This is a genomic window from Spirillospora sp. NPDC048824, assembly GCF_043198455.1.
GTDB lineage: Bacteria > Actinomycetota > Actinomycetes > Streptosporangiales > Streptosporangiaceae > Spirillospora.
The window spans coordinates 141306-162392 of sequence record NZ_JBICUS010000002.1 but is presented as its reverse complement, the minus strand read 5'-3'; the positions used below and the strand labels follow the sequence as shown (position 1 = coordinate 162392).

Here is a 21087-nt window from a genome sequence, read left to right as displayed (position 1 = left end):
TCCCCGTTCTCGGTGTCTCAGCGGTATTCCGACAGGCGCGGCCAGACCCCGGCCACGATGAGGCCCGCGATGGCCAGTGCCGCGGCGGGAGGCAGCCACGACCACGGCTCCAGGGCCCGGTCGCCGCGCGCGACGGCGCGGGCCCCGATGAACTCGTGGCGGCTGATCCGGCCGTCGAACTCCCGGTCGTAGTGCCTGAAGGACAGGCTGGGCAGGTGCGGCCAGCGCGGGTCCAGGTGGGCGCGGACGGCGCGGCTCCGGTCACCGTCCGCGGCCAGCGCCCGGACGGCGAACTGGTGGCCCTGGTAGCCGCGGTACCGGTGCAGCAGGGGGCCGGCGGCGTCCGCTCGCCCCTGCGTGGCGGCCTGGTGCACCCACCAGCCATAGAACCCGCCGATGTCCGCAGCGCGCGCGTCCTGACCCGGGCCCACCCGCTCCGTCAGTTCCTCCATGTAGGCGTCCAGATTGGTCACTCCCGGTATGTAGAGGAGCGTCTGCGACTTCTCCAGGTACATCTGGTCGTAGCGGTCGGCGTCCGCCGGGTCGAGGATCAGGCGGGTCCGGTCGGTGTTCAGGCCGTGGCTGATCGCCCTTGCGCGGGTGAGCCGGAGGACGGGGTCGAACCCCGCGGTCTTGGCGGCCCGCAGGTGGTCCGCCTCGGTGGCCAGCAGCGACGCCCCGGCCGCCGTCAGCGCCACCGTGCCCGCGAGCGCGGCGGCCAGCGGCACGCTGAGCAGGCGCCGGAACCGCCGCGCCAGGTAGACCTGCAGGCTCGCCAGCCCGGCCACCAGCGCCAGCCCGGCCCCCAGCACCCGGAGCCGTCCCGCCTGCACGGCCGAGCGCTCCTCGCGGTAGGCGGTGTCGACATCGGCCGCGCCGTCCAGCGTCACGTTGTACGCCTTCGGCAGCAGGTCCCGCGCCATCAGGGCGGTCGCGGCGCGGTACTGCCGGACCGCCTCCGGCGTCGGCTCCGCCGCGGGACCGGCCTGCGGCCGCCCGGCCTCCATGGCCGCCTGCACGCGCTGGTCGTAGGCGTGCAGGCCGGCCAGGACCGCCCGGACGCTCCGCAGCCGCACCGGGTCGCCCTGCGCCAGCCGCGCGGCCTGCAACGCGGCCTGCTGCGCGTCCTCCCGGCGGATGTCGTAGGTGTACCGGGAGCCGCTGCGCTCGCAGTCCGAGGCCTCCGCGTCGGGGTCGCACAGCCAGCCCTCCTCGGCCCCGGTCAGCAGCACGTTGGTGACCTGCGCGTCCATGTCGCTGAGCGCGAGGTACATGTCGGCGGTGGCCACCACCATGGGACCCTCGCGGTGCCCCAGCGCCCGCATGCCCTCGCGTGCGTCACCGGCGGCCGTCTGCGTGACGGTGAACAGCACGGCGAGCGCCAGCAGCGCCAGGGCGGTCAGGGCGCGGACACGGCCCGCGACGGTACGGAGACCCAAGAGCTTGGAGGGCACGCTCGGTCCTTCTCCTTCGGGGGGCGCCTCGGACGTCCCAGTCTCGGGCCCCCGCAGCGGTCCCGGCAAGATCGCGGCGCGATCGGCCGACGGCGTCGAGCTTGCGCTCCGGCACCGACCGTTCGCGTTCGTCGCCGCACAGCCGCACCGGCGGCACGTTTCAGGTGAGCATCGTCAGGCGGTCGCGCTCGGTGCTCTCGTCGAAATCGGTGCGCCGCCGCACGTGACTGGCGCGCAGGGTGGACGCCTGGGCGAACGTGTGGTGGGACGCCAGCTCGGCGAGGCCGGGATCGTACTCGGCCAGGATCTCCCGGAACCGCTGCTCGGCGGGCGTGCCCAGCGAGTCGTAGATGTGCACGCACAGCCGCCGCGCCTCGTCGCGGGGCCAGTCCGGCGGCAGCAGCTCGGCGGGCAGGTCGGGATCGAGGTTGGGGAACGCGCGCCAGTCCGTCATGACCGCGGTGCGCACCCGCAGCGCCTCGGCGGGGGAGATGCCGGGACCGGTGACGCGTTCGCCCTGCTCACGGTAGGCGGCGATGAACCGGTCGTACCGTTCGCGAAGGGAGGTGATGTCGAACGCGCGGTTCAGGACGCCGTCCAGGCCGTCCTCGGCGATCTCGCGGGCGCGGACGACGGTGACCCCGGAGACCTCCAGCCTGCGGACGAGCGCGGCCACGTCGGCGGTCCGGTCGTGGGGGCTGACCCAGACGGCGTCGAAGAGCATGCCGAAGTGCAGCAGCCGCAGGTTGTCGCGCAGGGTCCGCCGGGTGTCGCGCCGGTCCTCGGGCACCGAGAACATCACCACGGTCCACTCGCCGTCCCAGGACGGGACGGACGCGCCGAACGTCAGCAGCCGCAGCATGTGCGCCACGATGACGTCGTGGGCGCGGGGCGGCAGCCCGTACGCCGTCGTACGGCCGGAACGGCAGCTGGTGAGCAGCCCCCGCGAGGCGACCCGGCGGAGCGCGGCGCGGGCGCCGGTCTCGCTTATGCCGAACTCCTCCAGCAGCCGGACCAGCGCGGCGGACGAAATGTGCTCCTCGCGCCAGAACCAGTAGTCGCCCAGCAGCGTCGTCAGCAGGCGCTGCGGCTCGGCTCCCTGCCTGCCGCGGGGCAGGGAGCCGGTCACGGGCGAGGTCATCCGGCGCCTCCGGGGACGTGCGGCCGCAGGAACCGATCGGGGGTGAAGCGGACGAACTGCGCGGTGCCCAGCCCGGAGTCCCCGGCGGTGAGGCGTCCGGCGAGCCGCCGCAGTTCCGGCGCGGTGGCGGTGTCGCCCCAGCGGCCGGTCTTGACGCGGCGTTCCAGGGTCAGGACGGTGGCGACCAGTTCGGCGCCGGTGTAGCGGCAGTGCCCGGGGCGGTCGACGAACGCCTGCCGCAGCATCCGCGCGTCCCCCGCCCGGCGGACGACGTCGGAGTACGCGCGGGCCTGCGTGACGGTGGGGAAGTTGTCGCCGCGCTCGTGCAGCGTGAGAACGGGGACGTTCAGTTCGCCGCCGGGGGTGAAGTTGCGCTCCATGTAGGCGACCGCGTCCCGGTCGGCGGAGATGCGCGGTGCCCCGGCGAGACGCGCGAGGTCGGCGTCGAGGTCGAGCCCGGCCGCCTTGTAGAGGGCGCTTACCTGCGGTACGCGTTCGGAGCGCCGGAGCAGGCGGCGGTAGTCCACGCCGGTGTTCCAGGACATGTTGCCGCCCGCCCGCTGCTCCAGGGGGAACCGCGGCGAGAAGACGGTGGGCATGAACGCCGCGTACTGCTGCTCCTGCTGCCCTTCCCAGTCGTCGTCGGCGGGCTCGGGCGTGCCGGGCACCGACCAGGTCGAGACCTGCGCGAACGCGGCGGCCAGTGCGATCCGCGCCCGGCCCCGGGGGGTCTGCTGGGCCGTGTCCAGGACGGTCCTGGCGGCGGCGTTGGCGTGCGCCTCCGCCTCGGGCGAGCCGCGCCGCACCAGCGTGATGCCGTGGTCGCCGGGCGCCAGCAGGGTGGTGAACGCGAACGCGGCGTCGAGCGACTGGTTGAGCATGGCCACGGGACCGGCGACCGAGGCGCAGTAGGGGAGCGCGCCGTCCACGAGGTCGGCCCGGCGCTCGGCCAGGCCCGCCGCGATGTTGCCGCCCATCGAGGGGCCCCACGCCAGCGTGGCCTTGGGCTTTCCGGCCTGGCGGGCGAGGACGGCGAGGGTCGCGGCGGAGTCCCGCAGCGTCTCCTCGACGGCCCAGCCGTCCCCGTACGGCCGGGTCCCGGCCAGGGCGTAGCCGCGCTCCAGCAGCCAGCGCTGGGCGTCGGCGTCGCCGGCGAGCCCGGCGGGCCGCTGATCGTCGCCGGCGCCCTGGCCGTAGCCCGGGCTGAAGGACAGCACCGTGCCGTTCCAGGCCGCGGGGACCTCGATGGCGTAGGTCGCTCCGGTGGGGTGGACGCCGCGGAGGCTGAGCGGCTCGTGCCGGGTCGTGGTGTGACCCGCGGCCGGTGCCGCGTTCGCGGGTGAGGCCGTGGTGAGGGCGAGCGCCGTGGCGGCCGCGGCGGCCGTGGCCACTCGCCGGAGGGGGACGTGGGGGAGGTGCATGATCCGACTCCCGGAAGAAAGGAGACAGTAGATGGACGGTCGTCCTGGTAGAGCCGTTGATAATGCTAGGCACGAATCCTACGGTCGTCACAGAAGTGTTGACAATATCTATTCACCTGCTTACTTTGAGCCGACCACCCTGCGTCAAGGGAGTCGCCGATGTTCCGGAAGACAGCCACCAGCGTGCTCGCGGTCGCCACCGCGGCCGCCCTCGTATCCGCCTGCGGTTCCGGTCCCGGAGCGCGTGGTGCGGCCGACGGGGACCGCCCCGACCAGCTCGTCTTCGCCGCCGTCCCGTCCGAGCAGACCGACAACCTCCAGGCTGCGTTCGCCCCGATCGTCGCCGCGCTGGAGAAGGACGTGGGCATCCCGGTCAAGTTCCAGGCCGTCGCCAGCAACGCCGCCGTCGTCGAGGCGCAGGTCGCCAAGCGCGTGGACGTCGCCGTCTACGGGGCGTTCAGCTACTACCTGGCGCGCAGCCGCGCCAAGGTCGAGCCGGTCGCCGTCCCGCTGCAGGCGCCCGGGGGCGACCCCGGCGCCTACGGCTACGGGGTCACGCGCGGCGACGACACCTCCGTCACATCGCTCGCCGACGTCAAGGGGAAGGACATCTGCTTCACCGACCCCGGCTCCACCACCGGCTACCTCCAGCCGCTCGCCTCCCTCAAGGAGGCCGGGGTGGACGCCGCCAAGGACGCCGAGATCGTGTTCACCAAGGGCCACGACACCGCGGTGGCCTCGCTGCTGGCGGGGGACTGCGACATCGCGTTCGTCGGCGACGTCTTCATCGACCAGCTGCTGCCCGCCCGCGGCCAGCTCAAGCCCGGCCAGGTCCGCAAGGTGTGGACCTCGCCGCTCATCCCCGGCCCGCCCATCGTGGTCGGGGCCTGGCTGCCCAAGGACGTCAAAGACAAGATCACCCGGTCGGTGACCCGGCTGACCGCCACCGCGGCGGCATCGGCCGGACTGTGCAAGGGCAAGGAGATCAAGGGCCCGCCGACGTGGAAGGAGCACGCCGAGGCGACGGCCTGCCCGCTGGGGTCGTCGAACGCCTGGACGTTCACCGCCGCCGACGACAAGACCTACCAGCCGATCGCACGAATCTGCGACATCACCAAGGCCGAGGTGTGCACGTCCGGTGACTGAGGAGCCCGCCATGAGGGACACCCGCGAGGGCGCCGTGCTGGACCTCGCCGGAACGACCAAGGGGTTCGCCGGCAAGACCGTGCTCGACGGGATCGACCTGACCGTTCCGCAGGGTGAGTTCGTCGCGCTGGTCGGCCCGTCCGGCGCGGGGAAGTCCACCCTGCTGCGGCTGGTGAACGGGATGCACCGGCCGGACCGGGGCACCGTCCGCACGCTCGGCGCCGACCCCGCCGCCTGCTCCCGCCGCGAGCTGCGCGACCTGCGCGCCGGGGTGGGGTTCGTGTTCCAGCAGTTCGGCCTGGTCGGCCGGTTGTCGGCGCTGGAGAACGTGCTGATGGGCGCGCTCGCCACGCTGCGCTGGCCGCGGTACGGCGTGATGGCCTACCCGCGCGCCCTGCGTGAGCGGGCCGTCGAGCAGCTCGACCGCGTCGGCCTGGCCGACCAGCGGTTCCAGCGCTGCGACACGCTTTCGGGCGGCCAGCAGCAGCGGGTCGCCGTCGCCCGCACCCTGGTGCAGCGGCCGCGGCTCGTCCTGGCCGACGAGCCGGTCGCCTCGCTCGACCCGGCCGCCAGCGTCCTGGTGCTCGACACCCTCAAACGGATCAGCGCCGAGGACGGCATCTCGGTCCTGTGCAGCCTGCACCAGATCGACCTGGCGCTGTCCACCGCCGACCGGGTGGTGGCGCTGCGCTCGGGCCGGATCGTGCTGGACGAGCCCGCCGCCACGTTGAAGGAGGACCGGCTGCGCGCCGTCTACCAGACCGCGGGCGCGCACCGTGACTAGCACCGAACCGGCCGTGCGCACCGAGCCCGAGCCCGACCCCGGGCCGCTGCGCCCGCCGCTGGAGGCCCGGACCGCCGTCGCGGCCGTACTCCTCCTCGGCGCCGTGGGGGTCACCTGGGCGACGTTCTGGTGGATCGGCCTGTCGCCGCTCTCGCTGGCCGCCGGGCTCGGCGACACGCTGCGGCTCCTGGAACGGATGCTCCCGCCGGACTTCCCCGCGGCCGGTGACACCGCCTCCCTCGTCCTGGAGACACTGCTGATCGCCGTGGCGGGCACCGGCCTGTCGGTGCTGGCCTCGGTGCCGCTGGCCTTCATCGCCGCCCGCACCCGCCCGGTCCGCCGCTGGACGGGCCCGGTGGCCCGGCTGGTCATCGTGCTGACCCGGGCGGTGCCGACGCTGGTCTTCGCGATCCTGTTCGTGCGGGCGTTCGGCCTCGGGCCGCTCGCGGGCGCGCTCGCCGTCGCCGTCCACTCGGTCGGCATGATCGCCAAGCTGCTGGCCGACGCGATCGAGGAGGCCGACCCGGTTCCGGCCGAGGCCGCCCGCGCCTGCGGCGCCCGCGAGACGCAGATCGCGGTGTCCAACGTCCTGCCGCGGGTGCTGCCCGCGCTCGTCGCGATCGTCCTGTACCGGCTCGACATCAACATCCGGGCATCGGCGGTGCTCGGCGTCGTCGGCGCCGGCGGCATCGGGGTGGCGCTCCAGACCGCCCTCGGCAGCCTGGACTACACGCGCGCGGCCGGCATCATCTGCGTGATCATCGTCCTGATCCTCCTGCTGGAACTGCTGTCGGTGGCGATCCGCCGCCGCTCCGGGAACGACCGGACGGCCGCGGCCGCCGCGCTGCCCGCCGGGAAGCGCGCGTCCGACGTCGGCTGGGACCGCGAACGCGTGCTGCGGTTCGGCGGCACGGCCGCGGTCGCCGCCGTGTTCCTGGCGTCGCTGTGGTCGCTGGACCTCAGCCTCGGCAGGCTCGCCGACGCCTGGCCGAACGTGCGAGGCATCCTCACCGGAATGTGGCCGCCCGCCTTCTCGACCGAGATCCTCATGGGCGTACTGGAGAGCCTGCTCATGGCCCTGGGCGCCGCGTCGGCCGGCACCTTCGGCGGGCTCGTGCTGGCCCTGCTCACCGCCACGAACGTCGCACCCTGGCGGCCGCTGTCGGCGGCCGTCCGCGTGCTGGTCGTGGTGATCCGCGGCATCCCCGACCTGGTCTACGCGCTGCTGTTCGTCGCGGCCCTGGGGCTCGGCCCGTTCGCGGGGTTCCTGGCCCTGTGGATCTCCTGCACCGCGCTGGCCGCCAAGTTCTTCACCGACTCCCTCGAAGTGCTCGACCCCGTCCCGCACGAGGCGCTGACCTCCGTCGGCGCCACCCGGCCGCAGTCCTTCGCGGGCGGAATCTGGCCGCAGTTCGTGCCGTCCTTCACCGGCAACGGCCTGTTCGTCGCCGACCTGGCGCTGCGCGAGTCGATCGTGCTGGGAATCGTCGGCGCGGGCGGCATCGGCTACCTGATGCAGGAGTCCATCGCCACCCTCCGCTACGACGTCACCAGCGCCATCGTCATCGCGATCGCCGTCGTCGTCTACGGCATCGAGGCGCTCGCCCGCCTCGCTCGCCGCCATCTGCTCTGACCACCGATGATCGGGGAGACCATGACCACCGAACGCCCATCCGACTGGGACCCGCTCCAGCCGGAGACCTTCGACAGCTCCCACGCCGTCTACGCCGACCTGCGGCGGCGCTGCCCGGTGCCCTGGAGCGACGCCTTCGGCGGCTTCTGGGCCGCGACCCGCTACGACGACGTCGTACGGATCGCCCGCGACAGCGAAACGTTCAGCACCGCCGTGCAGAACGTCGTCCCGCACGTACCGCGCACCCGCCGCCGGCCGCCGCTGCACTTCGACCCGCCCGAGCACGGGATCTACCGCGCCCCGCTGGACCGGGTGATGAGCCGCGCGGCGGTACGCCGCCTGGAGCCGGCGTTCGCCGAGGCCGCGGAGGAACTGCTCCGGCCGCTGCTGGCACGCGGCGGCGGCGACTTCTCCAAGGAGTTCGCCCTGCCGTTCGCCGCGCAGTGCTTCGCCCTGTTCCTCGACCTGCCGCTGGCCCAGATGCTGGACATCCGCCGCATCGGCGTGGAGTACAGCTTCGCCATCCAGGACATGGACAAGCCGCGGATCATGGCCGCCAGCGACGAGCTGTACGGCATCGCCCGCGCCCTCGTCGACGAGCGCCGCCGCCACCCGCGCGACCCGGACACCGATATGGTCACCAGCCTCCTGGAGGCGGACCCCGCCATCCCCGATGACCTGGTGGTCGGGACCGTGCGGCAGACCATCGTCGCGGGCATCGGCGCCCCCCAAGCCGTCCTCGGCAGTGCCGCCGTCCACCTGGCACGCGACCCCGACCTTCAGGAACGACTGCGAGACCGGCCCGACCTGCTGGCGAACGCCATCGAGGAACTGCTGCGGCTCTACGCCCCGTACCGGGTGTTCGCCCGTACCGCCACCCGCGATGTGGAGATCGGCGACCGTACCATCCGTGCCGGGGAACCGGTCACGATGCTGTACCCCTCGGCCAACCGCGACGAAGAGGTCTTCACCGACCCCGACCAGCTCGTCCTGGACCGGCACCCGAACCGCCACCTCGCGTTCGGCCGCGGCGCCCACCGCTGCCCCGGCACCGCCCTGGCGCGCATGGAGATGGCCGCCGCCCTGCGGACACTGCTCGACGGCGCCGCCGAGATCACCCTGGACGGGCCCGTGAAGATGTTCAACTGGCTGGAGTTCGGCCCCGAGTCGGCCCCCCTCCGCCTCACCAGGCGATGACGGGGTACCGCCCTTGATACGCATGTCCGGCCAACGCACGGGGCACGCCGGCCGGACATGAATCTCGTTGGGCGCCGCTCGGACCTAGTGGTTCTCATCACGATCGGCATCCCGATCCTGAGCGCCGTCGCCGCCACCCAGACGTCCGACCTGAACGGTATCCACCTGGCCCTTACCGTGAACGTGGCCTTCACCCTCGCCAGCGTCGCGCTCGTGTGGATCGGCCTCCTGCCCCGAGCCGAGCAGAACACGGAGACCCCGGCGGAATCGGCATCGGTCGCCAACAAGGTGCAGGCCCGCTGACCACGGGCGATGCGCAACGAGACACCTCTGGGGGTCTCCGAAGGACTGACCCCAACGGCGACTGCAACGAACACGAACAGGGCGTACGCCGATGATCGGTGTACGCCCTGGTGGTTGTGGTGCGCCGTCAGGGACTTGAACCCCGAACCCGCAGATTAAGAGTCTGCTGCTCTGCCAATTGAGCTAACGGCGCATGTCGGGGGACCGGCCCTGGCCGGGGGTCCCTGGCGACAGGAAGAACAGTATCAGGAGCGGTGGACCAGTGCGAACCGGTTTAGTCCCGGACGGGGAGGACGCTCATCATGCCGCGCCAGAGGGCGATGGCGGTGGCCCGGGAGCTGACGCCGAGCTTGGCGTAAATGCGGTTGACGTGGTTCTTGACGGTCTTCTCGCTGAGGAAGAGTTGGCGGGCGATCTCGCCGTTGGACCGGCCGGTGGCGATGAGGTCCATGACCTCCGACTCGCGGGCGGACAGGCCGAGAGAGGTGCGGGAGGCGTGGCGGACACCGCGGATGAGGTCCGGGACGGTGAAGGAGCCGGGGACCAGGTGGCCGCTGGCGCCGGCATGGAGGGCGTCCTCCACGGCCGGGTGACCGGCGGCGGCGAGGACGAAGACGCGGGCGGAGTGGCTGAAGGGGGCGGCGTGCTCGGCGGAGGCCGCGTCCAGCAGGACGATGTCGGGACGCAGGCGCTCGGCCAGGGAGAGCGCCGCGGCGGGATCGGGGCTCTCGGCGACGACCTGGAGTTCGTCGCTGGCGTCGAGCAGGGAGGTCACGGCCGCTCGGACCTGCGGGTCACCGTCCACCACGAGTACGCGCAGGGGGGCCGTCTCGTCGACACTCATCCGTCGCCCTTGGGGGGTTGTTGACATTTATAGGGTCGGAGCATAACGGCCCGGTCTTCGGGAGTCGATGGACCGCGCCGGTCAGGCTCGGGGTGCCCGTGCCGCCGCATGACCCGCGTCCTGCTCCCGGCAACACCGGACGAGCTGACGACCAACGACTAAAGGGCCTGGTCGCCGCATGGCGACCAAGCCCTTTGCGTGGGGTGAGTGAGGGGACTTGAACCCCCGACATCTTGGACCACAACCAAGTGCTCTGCCAACTGAGCTACACCCACCGTGGCCGAGATCGCTCCCGGCTCCCAGTAGTGTAGCGGCTCCGCGGGCGTGGGTCAGCCGGAGGCGACCTTGGCGGCGACGGCGCGGGCGGTCTCGGAGTCGGGGCCGGGCTGGGGGACGAAGACGGCGGCACGGTAGTAGCGCAGTTCCTGGATGCTCTCGGTGATGTCGGCGAGGGCCCGGTGGCCGCCCTTCTTCTCGGGGCTGGCGAAGTAGACGCGCGGGTACCAGCGGCGGGCCAGCTCCTTGATGGACGAGACGTCCACCATGCGGTAGTGGAGGTGGCCGTCGAGGGTCGGCATGTCGCGGGCGAGGAACGAGCGGTCGGTGGCGATGGAGTTGCCGCACAGGGGGGCCTTCTTGGCCTCCTTGACGTGGCGCTTGATGTAGGTGAGGACGACGTCCTCGGCCTCGGCGAGGGTGACGCCACCGGGAAGCGCCTCAAGGAGGCCGGACGTGGTGTGCATGTCCCGGACGACCTGGGTCATCTGCGTGACCGACTCCTGGGGAGGCTTGATGATCACGTCGACGCCGTCGTCGAGGATGTTCAGCTCGCTGTCGGTGACCAGCGCGGCTATCTCGATCAGCGCGTCGTTGCGCAGGTCGAGTCCAGTCATCTCGCAGTCAATCCAGACCAGCCGCTCGTTCATGGATTCACCCTACGGCCATGGGCGACTGCGCGGGGCACTGAGCCGGATCGGATTAGGAGGTCACGCGGTGGGCGATATGGGCGGGTACGGGGATGCCGGGGCGCAGGGCGGGGTCGGGGGAGGGGACTCCGAACGTCTGGTGGACGGGGAGGACGCCCGCCCAGACGTCGAGTGCGTAATCCTCGTCGTCGTCGCTTGGGGGAGCCTGCCGGATCTTGACGGACGCCTCGTCCAGGGGGAGTGCCAGTACGGAGACGGCGGCGAGTTCCTTGCGGGTGGGCCGGCGTGCCACGTCCCATTGGCCGGGGGCCAGTTGCTCGGTGATGACCCGGAGGCCGGCCAGTTGTTCGTCGGCGTCGGTGACGAGGCGGGGCGTCCCGTAGATGACGGCGCTGCGGTAGTTGATGGAGTGGTGGAACAGGGACCGGGCGAGGACGATTCCGTCCAGGTGGGTGACGGTGACGCAGATGTCCTGGGACGGTCCCGCCATGAGGCTGCTCGCCCCCGTGGAGCCGTGCAGGTAGAGGGTGTCGTCCAGGCGCCCGTAGGCGGTGGGCAGGACGCGCGGTGAGCCGTTCATGGTGACGCCGAAGTGGCAGATCATGCCGTCGTCGAGGATTTCGTAGAGGACGGAGCGGTCGGCGCTGGACCGTTCGGAGTATCTGCCGAGCCGGGTGCGGGCGGTCGATGAGAGTGCGGTCATGGACGTTTACGCTATGGAGCGAGTGGCCTGGCCGGTAGGGCCAATCGATGCGTATAGACGGAGACCACTTTTAGACGGAGACCACTTTGTCGATAGACCTGCCTCTCGGCATCGACCGGGATGCCGGTGAGCCCATGAGCGCCCAGCTCGTCGGCCAGTTGCGTGCGGCGATGGGGGAGGGGCGGCTGGCGGCCGGGGAGCGGCTTCCCGCGAGCAGGGCGCTGGCGGGGCTGCTGGGTGTGAGCCGCACGGTCGTGACCGAGGCGTACGAGCAGCTGTACGCGGAGGGCTGGCTGGAAGGCCGGCACGGGTCGGGGACGTACGTGACCGACGGTGTCGCCGCGCCGCCCGTGCCGAGAACACGGCCGGTGAGGACCGAGACCGTGCGGAGGACGGCGGCCCCTCACGAGATCGATCTGCGACCGGGTCTCGCCTGGATCGGGGCGCTGGACACTCCCGCGTGGCGGCGTGCGTGGCGCCTCGCGTCCGGGATGCCGCCCCAGCAGCGCCAGGACCCGCACGGCCTGCCGGACCTGCGCATCGCCTTGGCCGACTACATCAGGCGCAGCCGCGGCGTGGGGTGTCCTGTGGACGGGCTGCTGGTGACGCGGGGCGCGACGAACGGGCTGGATCTGCTGGCGGCGACCGTGCTGTGTCCGGGTGACCGGGTCGGGGTGGAGGAGCCCGGCTACCGGCGGGCACGCGCGGTGCTGGAGGGGCGCGGCGCCGAGCCGGTGCCCTGCCCGGTCGATGAGCACGGCCTCGTCGTCGACGGCCTCCCGGACGATCTGCGCCTCGTCTACACGACGCCGTCGCATCAGTTCCCGATGGGCGGCGTGCTGCCCGTTCCGCGCCGCCAGGCCCTGCTGGCGTGGGCGCGGCGCAACGGGGCGCTCGTCGCGGAGGACGACTACGACGGCGAGTTCCGGTACGACGTCGCGCCGCTCCCCGCGCTCTACGGGCTGGACCCGGACGTGGTGGTCTACCTCGGCACGACCGCCAAGATCCTCACGGCGGACATGGGGGTCGGCTGGCTCGTGGGCCGTCCCGACCTGGTGGGACGGATCGCGCTGCGCCGCGAGGAGCTGAACGACCGCACGGCCGTCGTGCCGCAGGACGCGCTGCGGCTGCTCCTGGAACGCGGCGACCTGGACCGGCACGTCCGCCGGATGCGGGGGGAGTACGCGCGGCGGCGGGACGTGGTCGTCCGGGCGCTGGACGGGCTGCCCCTGCGCGGCGACACGGCCGGTCTGCACCTGGTGGTGGACGTCCCGGCGCAGGTGGCGGGTCGGGTCGTCCGCGAGGCGGCGGACCGGGGCGTTCTGGTGGAGACGCTCGACCACTGCCACGGGGGCGCGCGGCGGGCGTCCGGGCTGGTGATCGGTTACGGCTCGGCGGCGAACCTCGCGGAACTCCGCAAGGGCTGCGAGGTCGTCCATGAGCTGGTGGGGACGCGGGCGGGGTGAGGGGGAGGTGAGCCGTGCCGGAGGGGGTCAGTTGGACATGGCGGACTGCGCGACCGGCACGGGCTCCGGGGCGGGTTGAAGGGGACGTCCCGGCGGCGGCTCCTTCTGTGGCGGGCGGACGGGGTCGGGCTTGCGCGGGGGCCTGGGGAGGAGGCGGGGCGCGGTCGCGGCGTCGGGGAGGGGTGCGCGCGGCTTCGGGATGGGGGCGACGGGGGTGTCGGGCCCGGTGATGCGGCGGATGTCGATGGCGCCCGGGTCGGGACGGTCGACGAGCGGTACCTGCGATGCCCCGTAGTGTCCGCCGCGCGCCCAGTCCTTGCGGTCGCGGTTCGCGTGGTACGACTGCGGCGACGGCAGCGGCGGCCCGGCGGGCCAGTGGCGCGGGACTCCCCACGAGTCCAGCCACTGGACGATCGCGTCGATGCCGCTGAGCGGCGTGCCGGTGAACGGCGTCCTGGACTGGCCGATCACCATGATCTGCACGCAGACGCGTCCCTCATGGCCGACGCGCCCGCCGAGGTGCCGGGCGGCGCGGGTGGCGGGCAGGAGCTGGACGATCTCGCCGGTGCCGGGATGCCAGACCAGATGCGGCGGCCGGTCGTCCTTGATGAGGTCGGCGGCCACCGAGCGGGCGGAGACGGTGCGTGGATCGTGTTCGCCGGCGCACCAGACGACCCGGGGAGCACCTCCTCGCAGAGCTCCGCCGTCCTGTCGCGCCGGCATGCGGCCGGCTCCCGGCAGCCATGCGTCTGCCACGGTGTGTCCCCCCCAATCGGGCGGTCTAGTCCCGAATGGTCTAGTCCTACTCTCATAGCCCAGCGGGACCCATAAAGTCCAGCCTGCCGTCATGGGCCGGGTATGACGGCTATGACCCTTCGCGCCGGGTAGAGACCATGCTGCTCGGGTGTCGTCGCAGATGCGTACCCCGGGGTTTCGCCTAATCCACCTGGCGTTGCATTTTTCCTCCGGAGGTCGCGCCGAATCGGCCGCCCGGCCCCGAACGCCGACGTGTTTCCGCAGATCAGGACGATGCTGAACGTCAGGTGCACCTGAGCTGCAAGTCGGCCGGAAGTGGCCGACGCGTCACCGGCCGCAGCGACAAGGTACCGGGGTGGGGTTCACAGCCCAGACCGAGCCACGTTCTAATAGGTCGTCATGACCGTTGACGCAGAGCTTCCGTCCGGGGTCCCCGGCATCGACGCCCCCCGCCTGGCGGAGTGGCTGGACCGCGAGCTGCCCGGATCGGGCCGCATCGGCGCGATCGACCTGATCGCGGGCGGGCGCTCCAACCTCACCTACGGGATCACCCTGGACGGCGGCCGCCGCATCGTGCTGCGCAGGCCGCCGCTCGGGCACGTCCAGCCGACGGCCCACGACATGGGCCGCGAATACCGGGTGCTGACCGCGCTCGGCGTCGGCACGGCGGTGCCGGTGCCGAGGACGCTCGCGTTCTGCGACGACGTCGACGTCATCGGCGCGAACTTCTACCTCATGGACTACGTCGAGGGACGTGTCCTGCGCAGCCGCGAGGACGCCGAGGACCTCACCCCCGAGCAGGCGAACGGCCTCAGCGAGGCACTGGCCGGGGCGCTCGCCGCGATCCACACCGTCGACGTGAAGGCCGTCGGCCTGGAGGACTTCGGGCGCCCGAGCGGCTACATGGCGCGTCAGCTGAAGCGGTGGGGCAAGCAGTGGGACGGCTCCCAGGAAGCCGTTCGCGCCACCGGCGCCACCCGTGACCTGCCCGAATACGACCGGCTTGTGGCCAGGCTCGCGGACCGGATGCCCGCCGATGCCCCCGCCCGCCTCGTCCACGGCGACTTCCGTCTCGACAACGCGCTCGCCCGGCTGGAGCCGCGTCCCGAAATCGCCGCCGTCGTCGACTGGGAGATGTCGACGCTCGGTGACCCGCTGTCCGACCTCGGGCTGACGCTCGTCTACTGGGCCGAGGCCGCCGACGCCGACCGCCTCCCCGTCGGCGCCACGATCACCTCGGCGCCCGGTTTCTTCACCCGGCGCGAGTTCACCGAGCGGTACGCGGCGCTCACCGGATTCGACCTCGCCGACCTCGACTTCTACGTCGCGTTCGCGTGCTTCAAGCTCGCCGTCATCCTGGAGGGCATCCACGCCCGCTATCTGCAGAAGGCGACCGTCGGCGAGGGCTTCGACCAGATCGGTGACGGTGTGCCGATCCTGCTGGACCGCGCACACCGCACCCTGGACACCGGCACCCTCTGATCAGCGGTACTCGACCCGGGATCAGCAGTACGAGACCCGGGCGGAGCCACCCGGCGAGAACGAGACCGACCCGGTCTTGTCCCCCCAGCAGATGACGTTCGTCCGGCGGACGGTCACGCCGGCGGACTCGCCCGACGACAGGCGGCCGCTCCCGCCCGCGCTCAGCTCGCCGGACGCGCCGGTCACCCGCCAGGTCACCGCCCCGCCCACCGCGGTGATGCGGATGGTGCACGACTCGTCGTTGCCCATCCGGCACCCGTCCACACTGAGGCGGCCGCTCCTCGGAGGGTCGGGCTCCACGGTGTTCTGCGGAGGCGGGGGCTGCGTCGTCGGAGTCTTCGACGGCGTCTTGGACGGCGAGGGGCTCTTCGACGGCGTCTTCGACTCGGTCGGGGACGGTGACATGACCGTCGGGGACGGATCGGTCGGCGTGGCCTCGGGCCGGCCCGAATCCACCGGCCCGCCGCTGTCACCGGGGACCGCCGGTCCGGTCGCCGACGTGTTCTCACCGTCCCCGCCGCCGAGCGCCGACATCGCTCCCACGGACAGCACCACGACTCCCACGGCCACGGCGACGGCCCCGATGAGGGGGCCGCGGCGCCGGGGCGACCGCTCGCGGACGCGGGTGGGCGTCGGCTCGTAGGGGAGCGGCCAGCCGTACTCGTCGAACGGCTCGGTCCAGGCGGCGATGGCGCGGCGGTTCCCGGCGCGGTCCTCGGCGGTCGTCGCGGTCAGCACGTCCAGCCGCAGCTCCGCGGGGATCGCCGCGATCGGCAGCACCGACAGCAGCCGGTCGGCCGGCAGCGGCGGCGTCTCGCGCTCCCCGCACACCGGGCAGCTCGCCACATGCCGGACGAGCGACGCCGCCGTCTGCGGGGACAGCGGCCACGACTCGGTCAGCGCCGAGACGCTGGGGCAGTCCTTCCAGTGGTTCTGCGCGATGAGGGCGGCGTGCAGCGCGGCGGCGAGGTCCTCGCGGGCCCGCTCCACGAGCGCGAGGGTCTCCTCCAGCGGCATCCCGAAGATGCCGGACAGATCGACCTCGTCCAGCTCGTGCCGCACCGACAGGTCGATCGCCTCGCGCTGCCGGCCGTTGAGCGCGGCGAGCGCGCTGTGCGCGAGCAGGCGGCGTTCCTCACGCCGGGCGAGCTGCTCGTCGGTCAGGTCGTCGTCGGCCTCCGGCGCCTCCTGCCCGGTGTGCCGGTTGGGGCTGTCACGGCGCCGCATGCACTCCTTGCGGGCGATCGAGTACAGCCAGCCGCGCAGCCGGTCCGGCTCGGTGAGCCGGTCGATGTGCTCGCGGGCCGCGACGACGCAGTTGCGCAGCGCACCGGCCGCCTCCACCCGGTCACGGAGCAGCCCGTGACAGTAGTCGTAGAGGAACGGTGCATAGGTGTCGTAAACCTCGGTCAGCGCGATGACGTCCCCGGCTCGCAGCGAGTTCGCCAGCCTGAGGTCATCGTTCTGCTCGGGCCCTGGCTCACCGGCCACGGGAACCCTCCCAGTCGAATTCGGTGTTGTCGATCGTGCCCCCGGTGAGCGCCCGACGCCTGTCGGCCCGCTCTGGTTGCCCGATCTTGCCACCAAGTTGCTGAGATTTCTCCCCGGTGCTCGAATCTCCGTGACGGAATCGGTACGCGCCGTGGCCATCCGACCTAGTCGATCAGCCCTTATGCCAAAAAATGTGATCTATGTCACGTTTCGTGATCAGCCCTGTGGGCCGCCGCCACCGCCACCGCCACCTTCGCCGTTCGGGGGGCACGTCCACGAGACGGATCTGCTGGCGCCTCCCGGAGAGAAGACGACGGCACCGGCCCCGGAACCCGGTACTTCGCAACTCGCGAGCCTGACTGTGGCAGCGCTCGACTGTCCGTGGGACAGTGTGCCGCCCCCGCTGGCGCTCAGAGGCGACCCGGCCGATGCCGACCACGTGACCGACCCGCCGTCCGCATGCACCGGGAACGAGCAGACGTCCCCGGTGCCACTGAGATTGCATGAGCCGCCGCCCACCGACAGGGTGCCCTTCCTCGGCTGGGTGAGGCTCGGTCTCGGCTCGGAGGACTGGCGGCGCGTCCGGGTCGGCGCCGGTGTGGACGTGGTCGGTGTGGCTGAGGGCGTCGGAGTGGCGCTCTCCGTGGGCGTGGGCGATTCTGACGGCTCTTCGGCCTCGCTCGGCAGGGACGAGTCGGGAACGGATGTGGACGGCCCTGGGGAGCCCTGGGCGTCCGTCCGTCCACCGGACGAGTCGGGCATGATGAAGAACGCGCCCGCCACGATCAGCACCACGGCGGCGACGGCGGCGAGTATCGGCCACAGCGCGCGCGGGGCGCCCCGTTCCGAAGAAACCCGTTCGTTCGCCCTCCGGTCGACGTGGACAGGCCAGCCCCAGTCGTCGAAAGGCTCGGCCCGGTAGGCGATCTCGGACAGGTCGGGTGCCAGGGCCGGGTCGGTGGCGGTGGCCATGACCAGGCCGCGCAGGTCCGTCGGCGTCATCGCGACGGGCATCACTTGCAGAAGCCGCGCCGCGGACACCGGCCGGTCACGCCGGGAGGCACAGGTCGGGCAGGTCTCGATGTGGTGGACGAGCTTGCGGACGACGGGTGGCGGCAGCGGCCATCCTCCGTCGTCGGTGAGCGCGGCGACGCTGGGGCAGCCGGGCCCGTTCCGCGCGATGTGGGCGGCGGCGAGCGCGTCGTCCAGGCGGGCCTGCGCGCCGGCGGTCATGCCGGCGGCCTCCCGCGCGTCCATCCCGAGGACGCCGCCGACCTCCGCGGCGTCCAGGCCGTGCCGCAGCATGAGGTCCAGCGCCTCACGTTCACGCCCGCGCAGCCCCGCCAGTGCGCTGTGGGCGAGCTGGCGGGCCTCCAGCCGCTGCGCCAGTTCCGCGGCGTCCAGGAAGCCGTCCTCGGCCTCTGGGGCCTCGTGGCGCTCGGCCGGACGGTCCGGGTCGCGGAGCCGCCGCATGCACTCGTTGCGGACGAGCGCGTACAGCCAGCCGCGGAACAGGTCGGGCTCGCGCATGATGGACACGTGCGCGTACGCGGCGATGAGCGCGTCGTGCAGCGCGCCGGCCGCCTGGTCCTGGTCGCGCAGCAGTGCGTGGCAGTAGTCGTACAGGCGGGCCGCGTAGCGATCCATGACCTGGATGAGGGCGCTGGGATCGCCCGCGGCCAGGGACCGCGCCAGGCGCTCGTCATCGGCGCGATCGAGACTGGGCCAACCGGACACGAGGTCCTCCCGCGGGCTGTGTTCGGAATCCTCGTCCGCGTCGACGGGAACGGGCTTGGAAGATTCACTGGGGAGCCGACGTACTCTCCCGGCCCCGGTCTCCCGACCGGCTCCCTCGCGGGCCAGGGAGGGAAAGTAGATCGGAGGCCCGACGGCCCCGCTCCCCGTCGGGCCTCCACCTAGATTGACGATCGGCTGCGGCGCCCGGTTGACACCGATCGCCAGGAAAAATCAAGAACTACCTGCCGCATCCGGATGATCACCGACCGGTGATCATCCGGATGCCGGTCACCGGGTGCCGGTCACTGGATGCCGGTCACTGGATGCGCCGGGACAGCGCCTTGAGGAAGATCTTCTTGATCTCCTGCGGCGTCATCGCGACCTGGACCGTGCCGTTCGTCGCCTCGGCGATCTGCTCCAGCTCGTTGCGGTCCACGCCCTTGCCGAACCCGATCATGTTGACCTGGATCGGCTTGTTCGGGTCCTGCATGCCCTTGAGCTGCTCCAGCGTCTCCTTCAGCGACGGGCCGCCGGCGTCGTCGTTCTTCCCGTCGGTCAGCAGCAGGATGGAGTTGCCGAACTCCGGCTTGTAGGTCTCGTTCATCATCTTGTATGCGGCGAGCATCGTCCGGTACAGCCCGGTGTCGCCGTTCGGCTTCGGCCGCATCTGGTTGAGCGTCGACAGGACGAGACCGCGCCGGGTGGTGGACCCGATCCGCTCACCGAGCGGGCCGATCTCCACCGACTTCTTGTAGGGGAGATCCCCGTCCATGTTGGTCGAGAACAGCCACTGGCCGAGCTCGGTGTCGTCCGACATCATGCTGAGGCCGCCCTGCGACACCTGCGCGAGGGCCTGCAGCCGGTTGGTGTTCGGGCCGACCTTCTCGAGCATCGAACCGGACACGTCCAGCAGAGAGAGGATCCGCAGTCCGAGCGACAGCTTCGACCACGCCTGCATGACCTTCGCGACGTCCTCGCTCTTCGGCGTGGGCAGCTGCCGCGGGCGGGCCGGGCTGACGCCGGTCTTCTGGTCGAAGCCCTTGGGCGCCTTGCCGTCCGGCGTCCTGAACCCCGCCGCGTGGACGTCGTTGCGGGTCGCCTCGGTGCCCAACGCCTTCTCCAGCAGGCGGGCGGCCTTCTGCTTGCCGGCGTCCTTGGTGGTGACGGTGAACGGGTAGTCCATCGACAGCGTGCCCTCGAGCGGGTACAGCGCGACCGCCGGCTCCTCCGGCTTGGTCCGGTTGTAGCTCCACAGAGCCTGCTCGGACGACAGGGAGATCGGCTGCTTGCCGCCGCTGTTCTTGCGGAAGGCCTCGAACTCCGCGTCGACCGTCGGGACGGTGCTCTCCCGGACGGTCCGGACGATGCCGGTGAAGATCGAGTCGCGGTTGGGGTCGTTCGCCAGCAGCGTGCTCGTGACCATCAGCGAGCCCATGCCGGCCGCGTTCCGCATCGGGTCGGGCACCACGAGCCGCACCGTGCCGGGCGGGATCATCTGGTTCTTGGTCACCGCGCCGCCCGCGGTACCGCCGGCGGCCTTGAGGAGGTTGTCCCAGGACGGGCTGGCGGTGATGCCCTGCTTCTTCAGCTGCGCCGCGAGCGACTGCGGCAGGCCCACCACGATCGGGCTCTTGGCCACCGACGTCTTGGTGGCCAGGACGGCGTCCTTGGTGTCCTTGCTCGCCTGGGCCAGCGAAATCCACAGCGAGGAGTCGGGGATCCACACGTCCGGGCGTTCGTTGGCGGGGTTCGCGACGCCCTGCCCGGACAGCAGCGTCGACACCGACGCCGGCTCGGCCTTCGTCACCGTGGCCTTGACGCACTTGCCGTCGGTCTCGTGCTTGCCGTCGTTGAAGCGTTCGGCGGCCTTCTCGACCACCGGCGCGATGTCGGGCGCGACCGACACCGACAGGTTCATCGCGTTGTCGCCCGTGCAGCCGCCGCTCTCGGCGAACGCGTAGACGCCGACGCCCAGCAGCAGCGCGAGGCCCACGGCGCCGGCCATCGGCCCGATCAGCGCGGTCGCACTGCGCTTGCGCTTGCGGCGCCCGTACTCGTAGCCGCCGGACTCGCTGCCGTAACCACCGGACCCGCCCGAGCCCCCGGACCCGCCTGAACCGCCGGATCCACCGGAACCGCCGCCGTAGCCGCCGGAGTCACCCGGCCCCGAGGCACCGCCGAAGAACCCCGACGGACCGCCGTCGGAACTGCGGATGGAGTCATACTCGCTGTAGCCGGTTCCGGCCAGCGGCGATGAGGAACTCCCGGGCGGCGGCCCCTGGCGGCCTCTCATCGGGTCTCCCGGACGGGGCCCGCCGGGGCGTCCACCGCCATGCCCGCCGGAGCCGTAGACGGGCTGCTCACCCGTCTGCCGCGGCGTGAACCACTCGGGAGTCTCGCCTGACGCCCCGGGGCCGGCCGCGCCGGGCGGAGCCCCCTGCGGACCGGCCTGCGGCTGGGCGAGCGGCTGGCCCTGGGCGTCCCGTGCGCCGAACCAGTCGGATGACCCGTCGTTGGCCGGACCGAAGACGGGCCGAGACGGGTCGTACCCGCCCTCGCCCATCCCCTCGGGGATGTCATTGCGATGACGTCCGCTCATGGCC

17 protein-coding genes and 2 tRNA genes are annotated in these 21087 nt (G+C 72.2%); 7 read left to right on the top strand and 12 right to left on the bottom strand.

The annotated features are described in order from the left end of the window. Positions 1-17: 17 nt before the first annotated feature. The 3 genes from ACGFIS_RS04270 to ACGFIS_RS04260 all read right to left on the bottom strand — a co-directional run bounded on the left by ACGFIS_RS04270 (position 18) and on the right by ACGFIS_RS04260 (position 4016). Positions 18-1454: a hypothetical protein gene (locus ACGFIS_RS04270; RefSeq protein ID WP_392900735.1), complete on the bottom strand. Its 1437-nt coding sequence runs from the start codon at positions 1452-1454 to the stop codon at positions 18-20. A 160-nt stretch (positions 1455-1614) separates the two neighbouring features. Next, positions 1615-2595, bottom strand: a complete 981-nt coding sequence (locus ACGFIS_RS04265) for a PaaX family transcriptional regulator C-terminal domain-containing protein (protein WP_392900738.1) — start codon at positions 2593-2595, stop codon at positions 1615-1617. Then, the gene (locus ACGFIS_RS04260; RefSeq protein ID WP_392900741.1) at positions 2592-4016 is read right to left on the bottom strand and encodes a hypothetical protein; all 1425 of its coding nucleotides are present in this window, start codon (positions 4014-4016) and stop codon (positions 2592-2594) included. The genes ACGFIS_RS04265 and ACGFIS_RS04260 overlap by 4 nt, the downstream gene beginning before the upstream one ends. 159 nt (positions 4017-4175) lie before the next feature. Between ACGFIS_RS04260 and ACGFIS_RS04255 the strand changes: the two genes are divergently transcribed. The 5 genes from ACGFIS_RS04255 to ACGFIS_RS04235 are packed head-to-tail and all read left to right on the top strand — an operon-like array spanning position 4176 to position 9079. Then, entirely contained in the window at positions 4176-5162 is a 987-nt protein-coding gene (locus ACGFIS_RS04255; RefSeq protein WP_392900744.1) for a phosphate/phosphite/phosphonate ABC transporter substrate-binding protein, read from the top strand. Between the two features lie 10 nt (positions 5163-5172). Continuing rightward, on the top strand, positions 5173-5946 hold the full coding sequence (phnC, locus tag ACGFIS_RS04250) for a phosphonate ABC transporter ATP-binding protein (protein WP_392900747.1): 774 nt from the start codon (positions 5173-5175) through the stop codon (positions 5944-5946). Then, positions 5939-7579, top strand: a complete 1641-nt coding sequence (phnE, locus tag ACGFIS_RS04245) for a phosphonate ABC transporter, permease protein PhnE (RefSeq protein WP_392900750.1) — start codon at positions 5939-5941, stop codon at positions 7577-7579. The genes phnC and phnE overlap by 8 nt, the downstream gene beginning before the upstream one ends. A gap of 21 nt (positions 7580-7600) precedes the next feature. Next, entirely contained in the window at positions 7601-8776 is a 1176-nt protein-coding gene (locus tag ACGFIS_RS04240) for a cytochrome P450 (protein WP_392900753.1), read from the top strand. A gap of 57 nt (positions 8777-8833) precedes the next feature. Then, a complete protein-coding gene (locus ACGFIS_RS04235; RefSeq protein ID WP_392900756.1) occupies positions 8834-9079 on the top strand; it encodes a hypothetical protein in 246 nt (81 codons plus the stop codon). A gap of 117 nt (positions 9080-9196) precedes the next feature. Here the strand turns inward: ACGFIS_RS04235 and ACGFIS_RS04230 are convergent. The 5 genes from ACGFIS_RS04230 to ACGFIS_RS04210 form a co-directional block, all read right to left on the bottom strand. Then, positions 9197-9272 (bottom strand) — tRNA-Lys (locus tag ACGFIS_RS04230). An 81-nt stretch (positions 9273-9353) separates the two neighbouring features. Then, positions 9354-9923: a response regulator transcription factor gene (locus ACGFIS_RS04225; RefSeq protein WP_392900759.1), complete on the bottom strand. Its 570-nt coding sequence runs from the start codon at positions 9921-9923 to the stop codon at positions 9354-9356. A 199-nt stretch (positions 9924-10122) separates the two neighbouring features. Further along, positions 10123-10198, bottom strand: a tRNA-His gene (locus ACGFIS_RS04220). Between the two features lie 54 nt (positions 10199-10252). Then, on the bottom strand, positions 10253-10849 hold the full coding sequence (orn, locus tag ACGFIS_RS04215) for an oligoribonuclease (RefSeq protein WP_392900762.1): 597 nt from the start codon (positions 10847-10849) through the stop codon (positions 10253-10255). Positions 10850-10901: 52 nt separating this feature from the next. Beyond that, entirely contained in the window at positions 10902-11552 is a 651-nt protein-coding gene (locus ACGFIS_RS04210) for a pyridoxamine 5'-phosphate oxidase family protein (protein WP_392900764.1), read from the bottom strand. An 86-nt stretch (positions 11553-11638) separates the two neighbouring features. Between ACGFIS_RS04210 and ACGFIS_RS04205 the strand changes: the two genes are divergently transcribed. Further along, entirely contained in the window at positions 11639-13018 is a 1380-nt protein-coding gene (locus ACGFIS_RS04205) for a PLP-dependent aminotransferase family protein (RefSeq protein WP_392900767.1), read from the top strand. 27 nt (positions 13019-13045) lie between these two features. On the opposite strand, the gene ACGFIS_RS04200 is transcribed toward ACGFIS_RS04205, so the two are convergent. Then, the gene (locus ACGFIS_RS04200; protein WP_392900770.1) at positions 13046-13741 is read right to left on the bottom strand and encodes a hypothetical protein; all 696 of its coding nucleotides are present in this window, start codon (positions 13739-13741) and stop codon (positions 13046-13048) included. A 432-nt stretch (positions 13742-14173) separates the two neighbouring features. Here ACGFIS_RS04200 and ACGFIS_RS04195 point away from each other — a divergent pair, with 432 nt between their 5' ends. Next, a complete protein-coding gene (locus ACGFIS_RS04195; protein ID WP_392900773.1) occupies positions 14174-15256 on the top strand; it encodes a phosphotransferase family protein in 1083 nt (360 codons plus the stop codon). 21 nt (positions 15257-15277) lie between these two features. Here ACGFIS_RS04195 and ACGFIS_RS04190 read toward each other — a convergent pair whose 3' ends face one another. The 3 genes from ACGFIS_RS04190 to ACGFIS_RS04180 all read right to left on the bottom strand — a co-directional run bounded on the left by ACGFIS_RS04190 (position 15278) and on the right by ACGFIS_RS04180 (position 21083). Then, on the bottom strand, positions 15278-16747 hold the full coding sequence (locus ACGFIS_RS04190) for an RNA polymerase sigma factor (protein ID WP_392969467.1): 1470 nt from the start codon (positions 16745-16747) through the stop codon (positions 15278-15280). Between the two features lie 216 nt (positions 16748-16963). Then, a complete protein-coding gene (locus ACGFIS_RS04185) occupies positions 16964-18484 on the bottom strand; it encodes an RNA polymerase sigma factor (protein ID WP_392900781.1) in 1521 nt (506 codons plus the stop codon). Between the two features lie 316 nt (positions 18485-18800). Next, positions 18801-21083, bottom strand: a complete 2283-nt coding sequence (locus tag ACGFIS_RS04180) for a substrate-binding domain-containing protein (protein ID WP_392900784.1) — start codon at positions 21081-21083, stop codon at positions 18801-18803. Positions 21084-21087 lie beyond the last annotated feature (4 nt).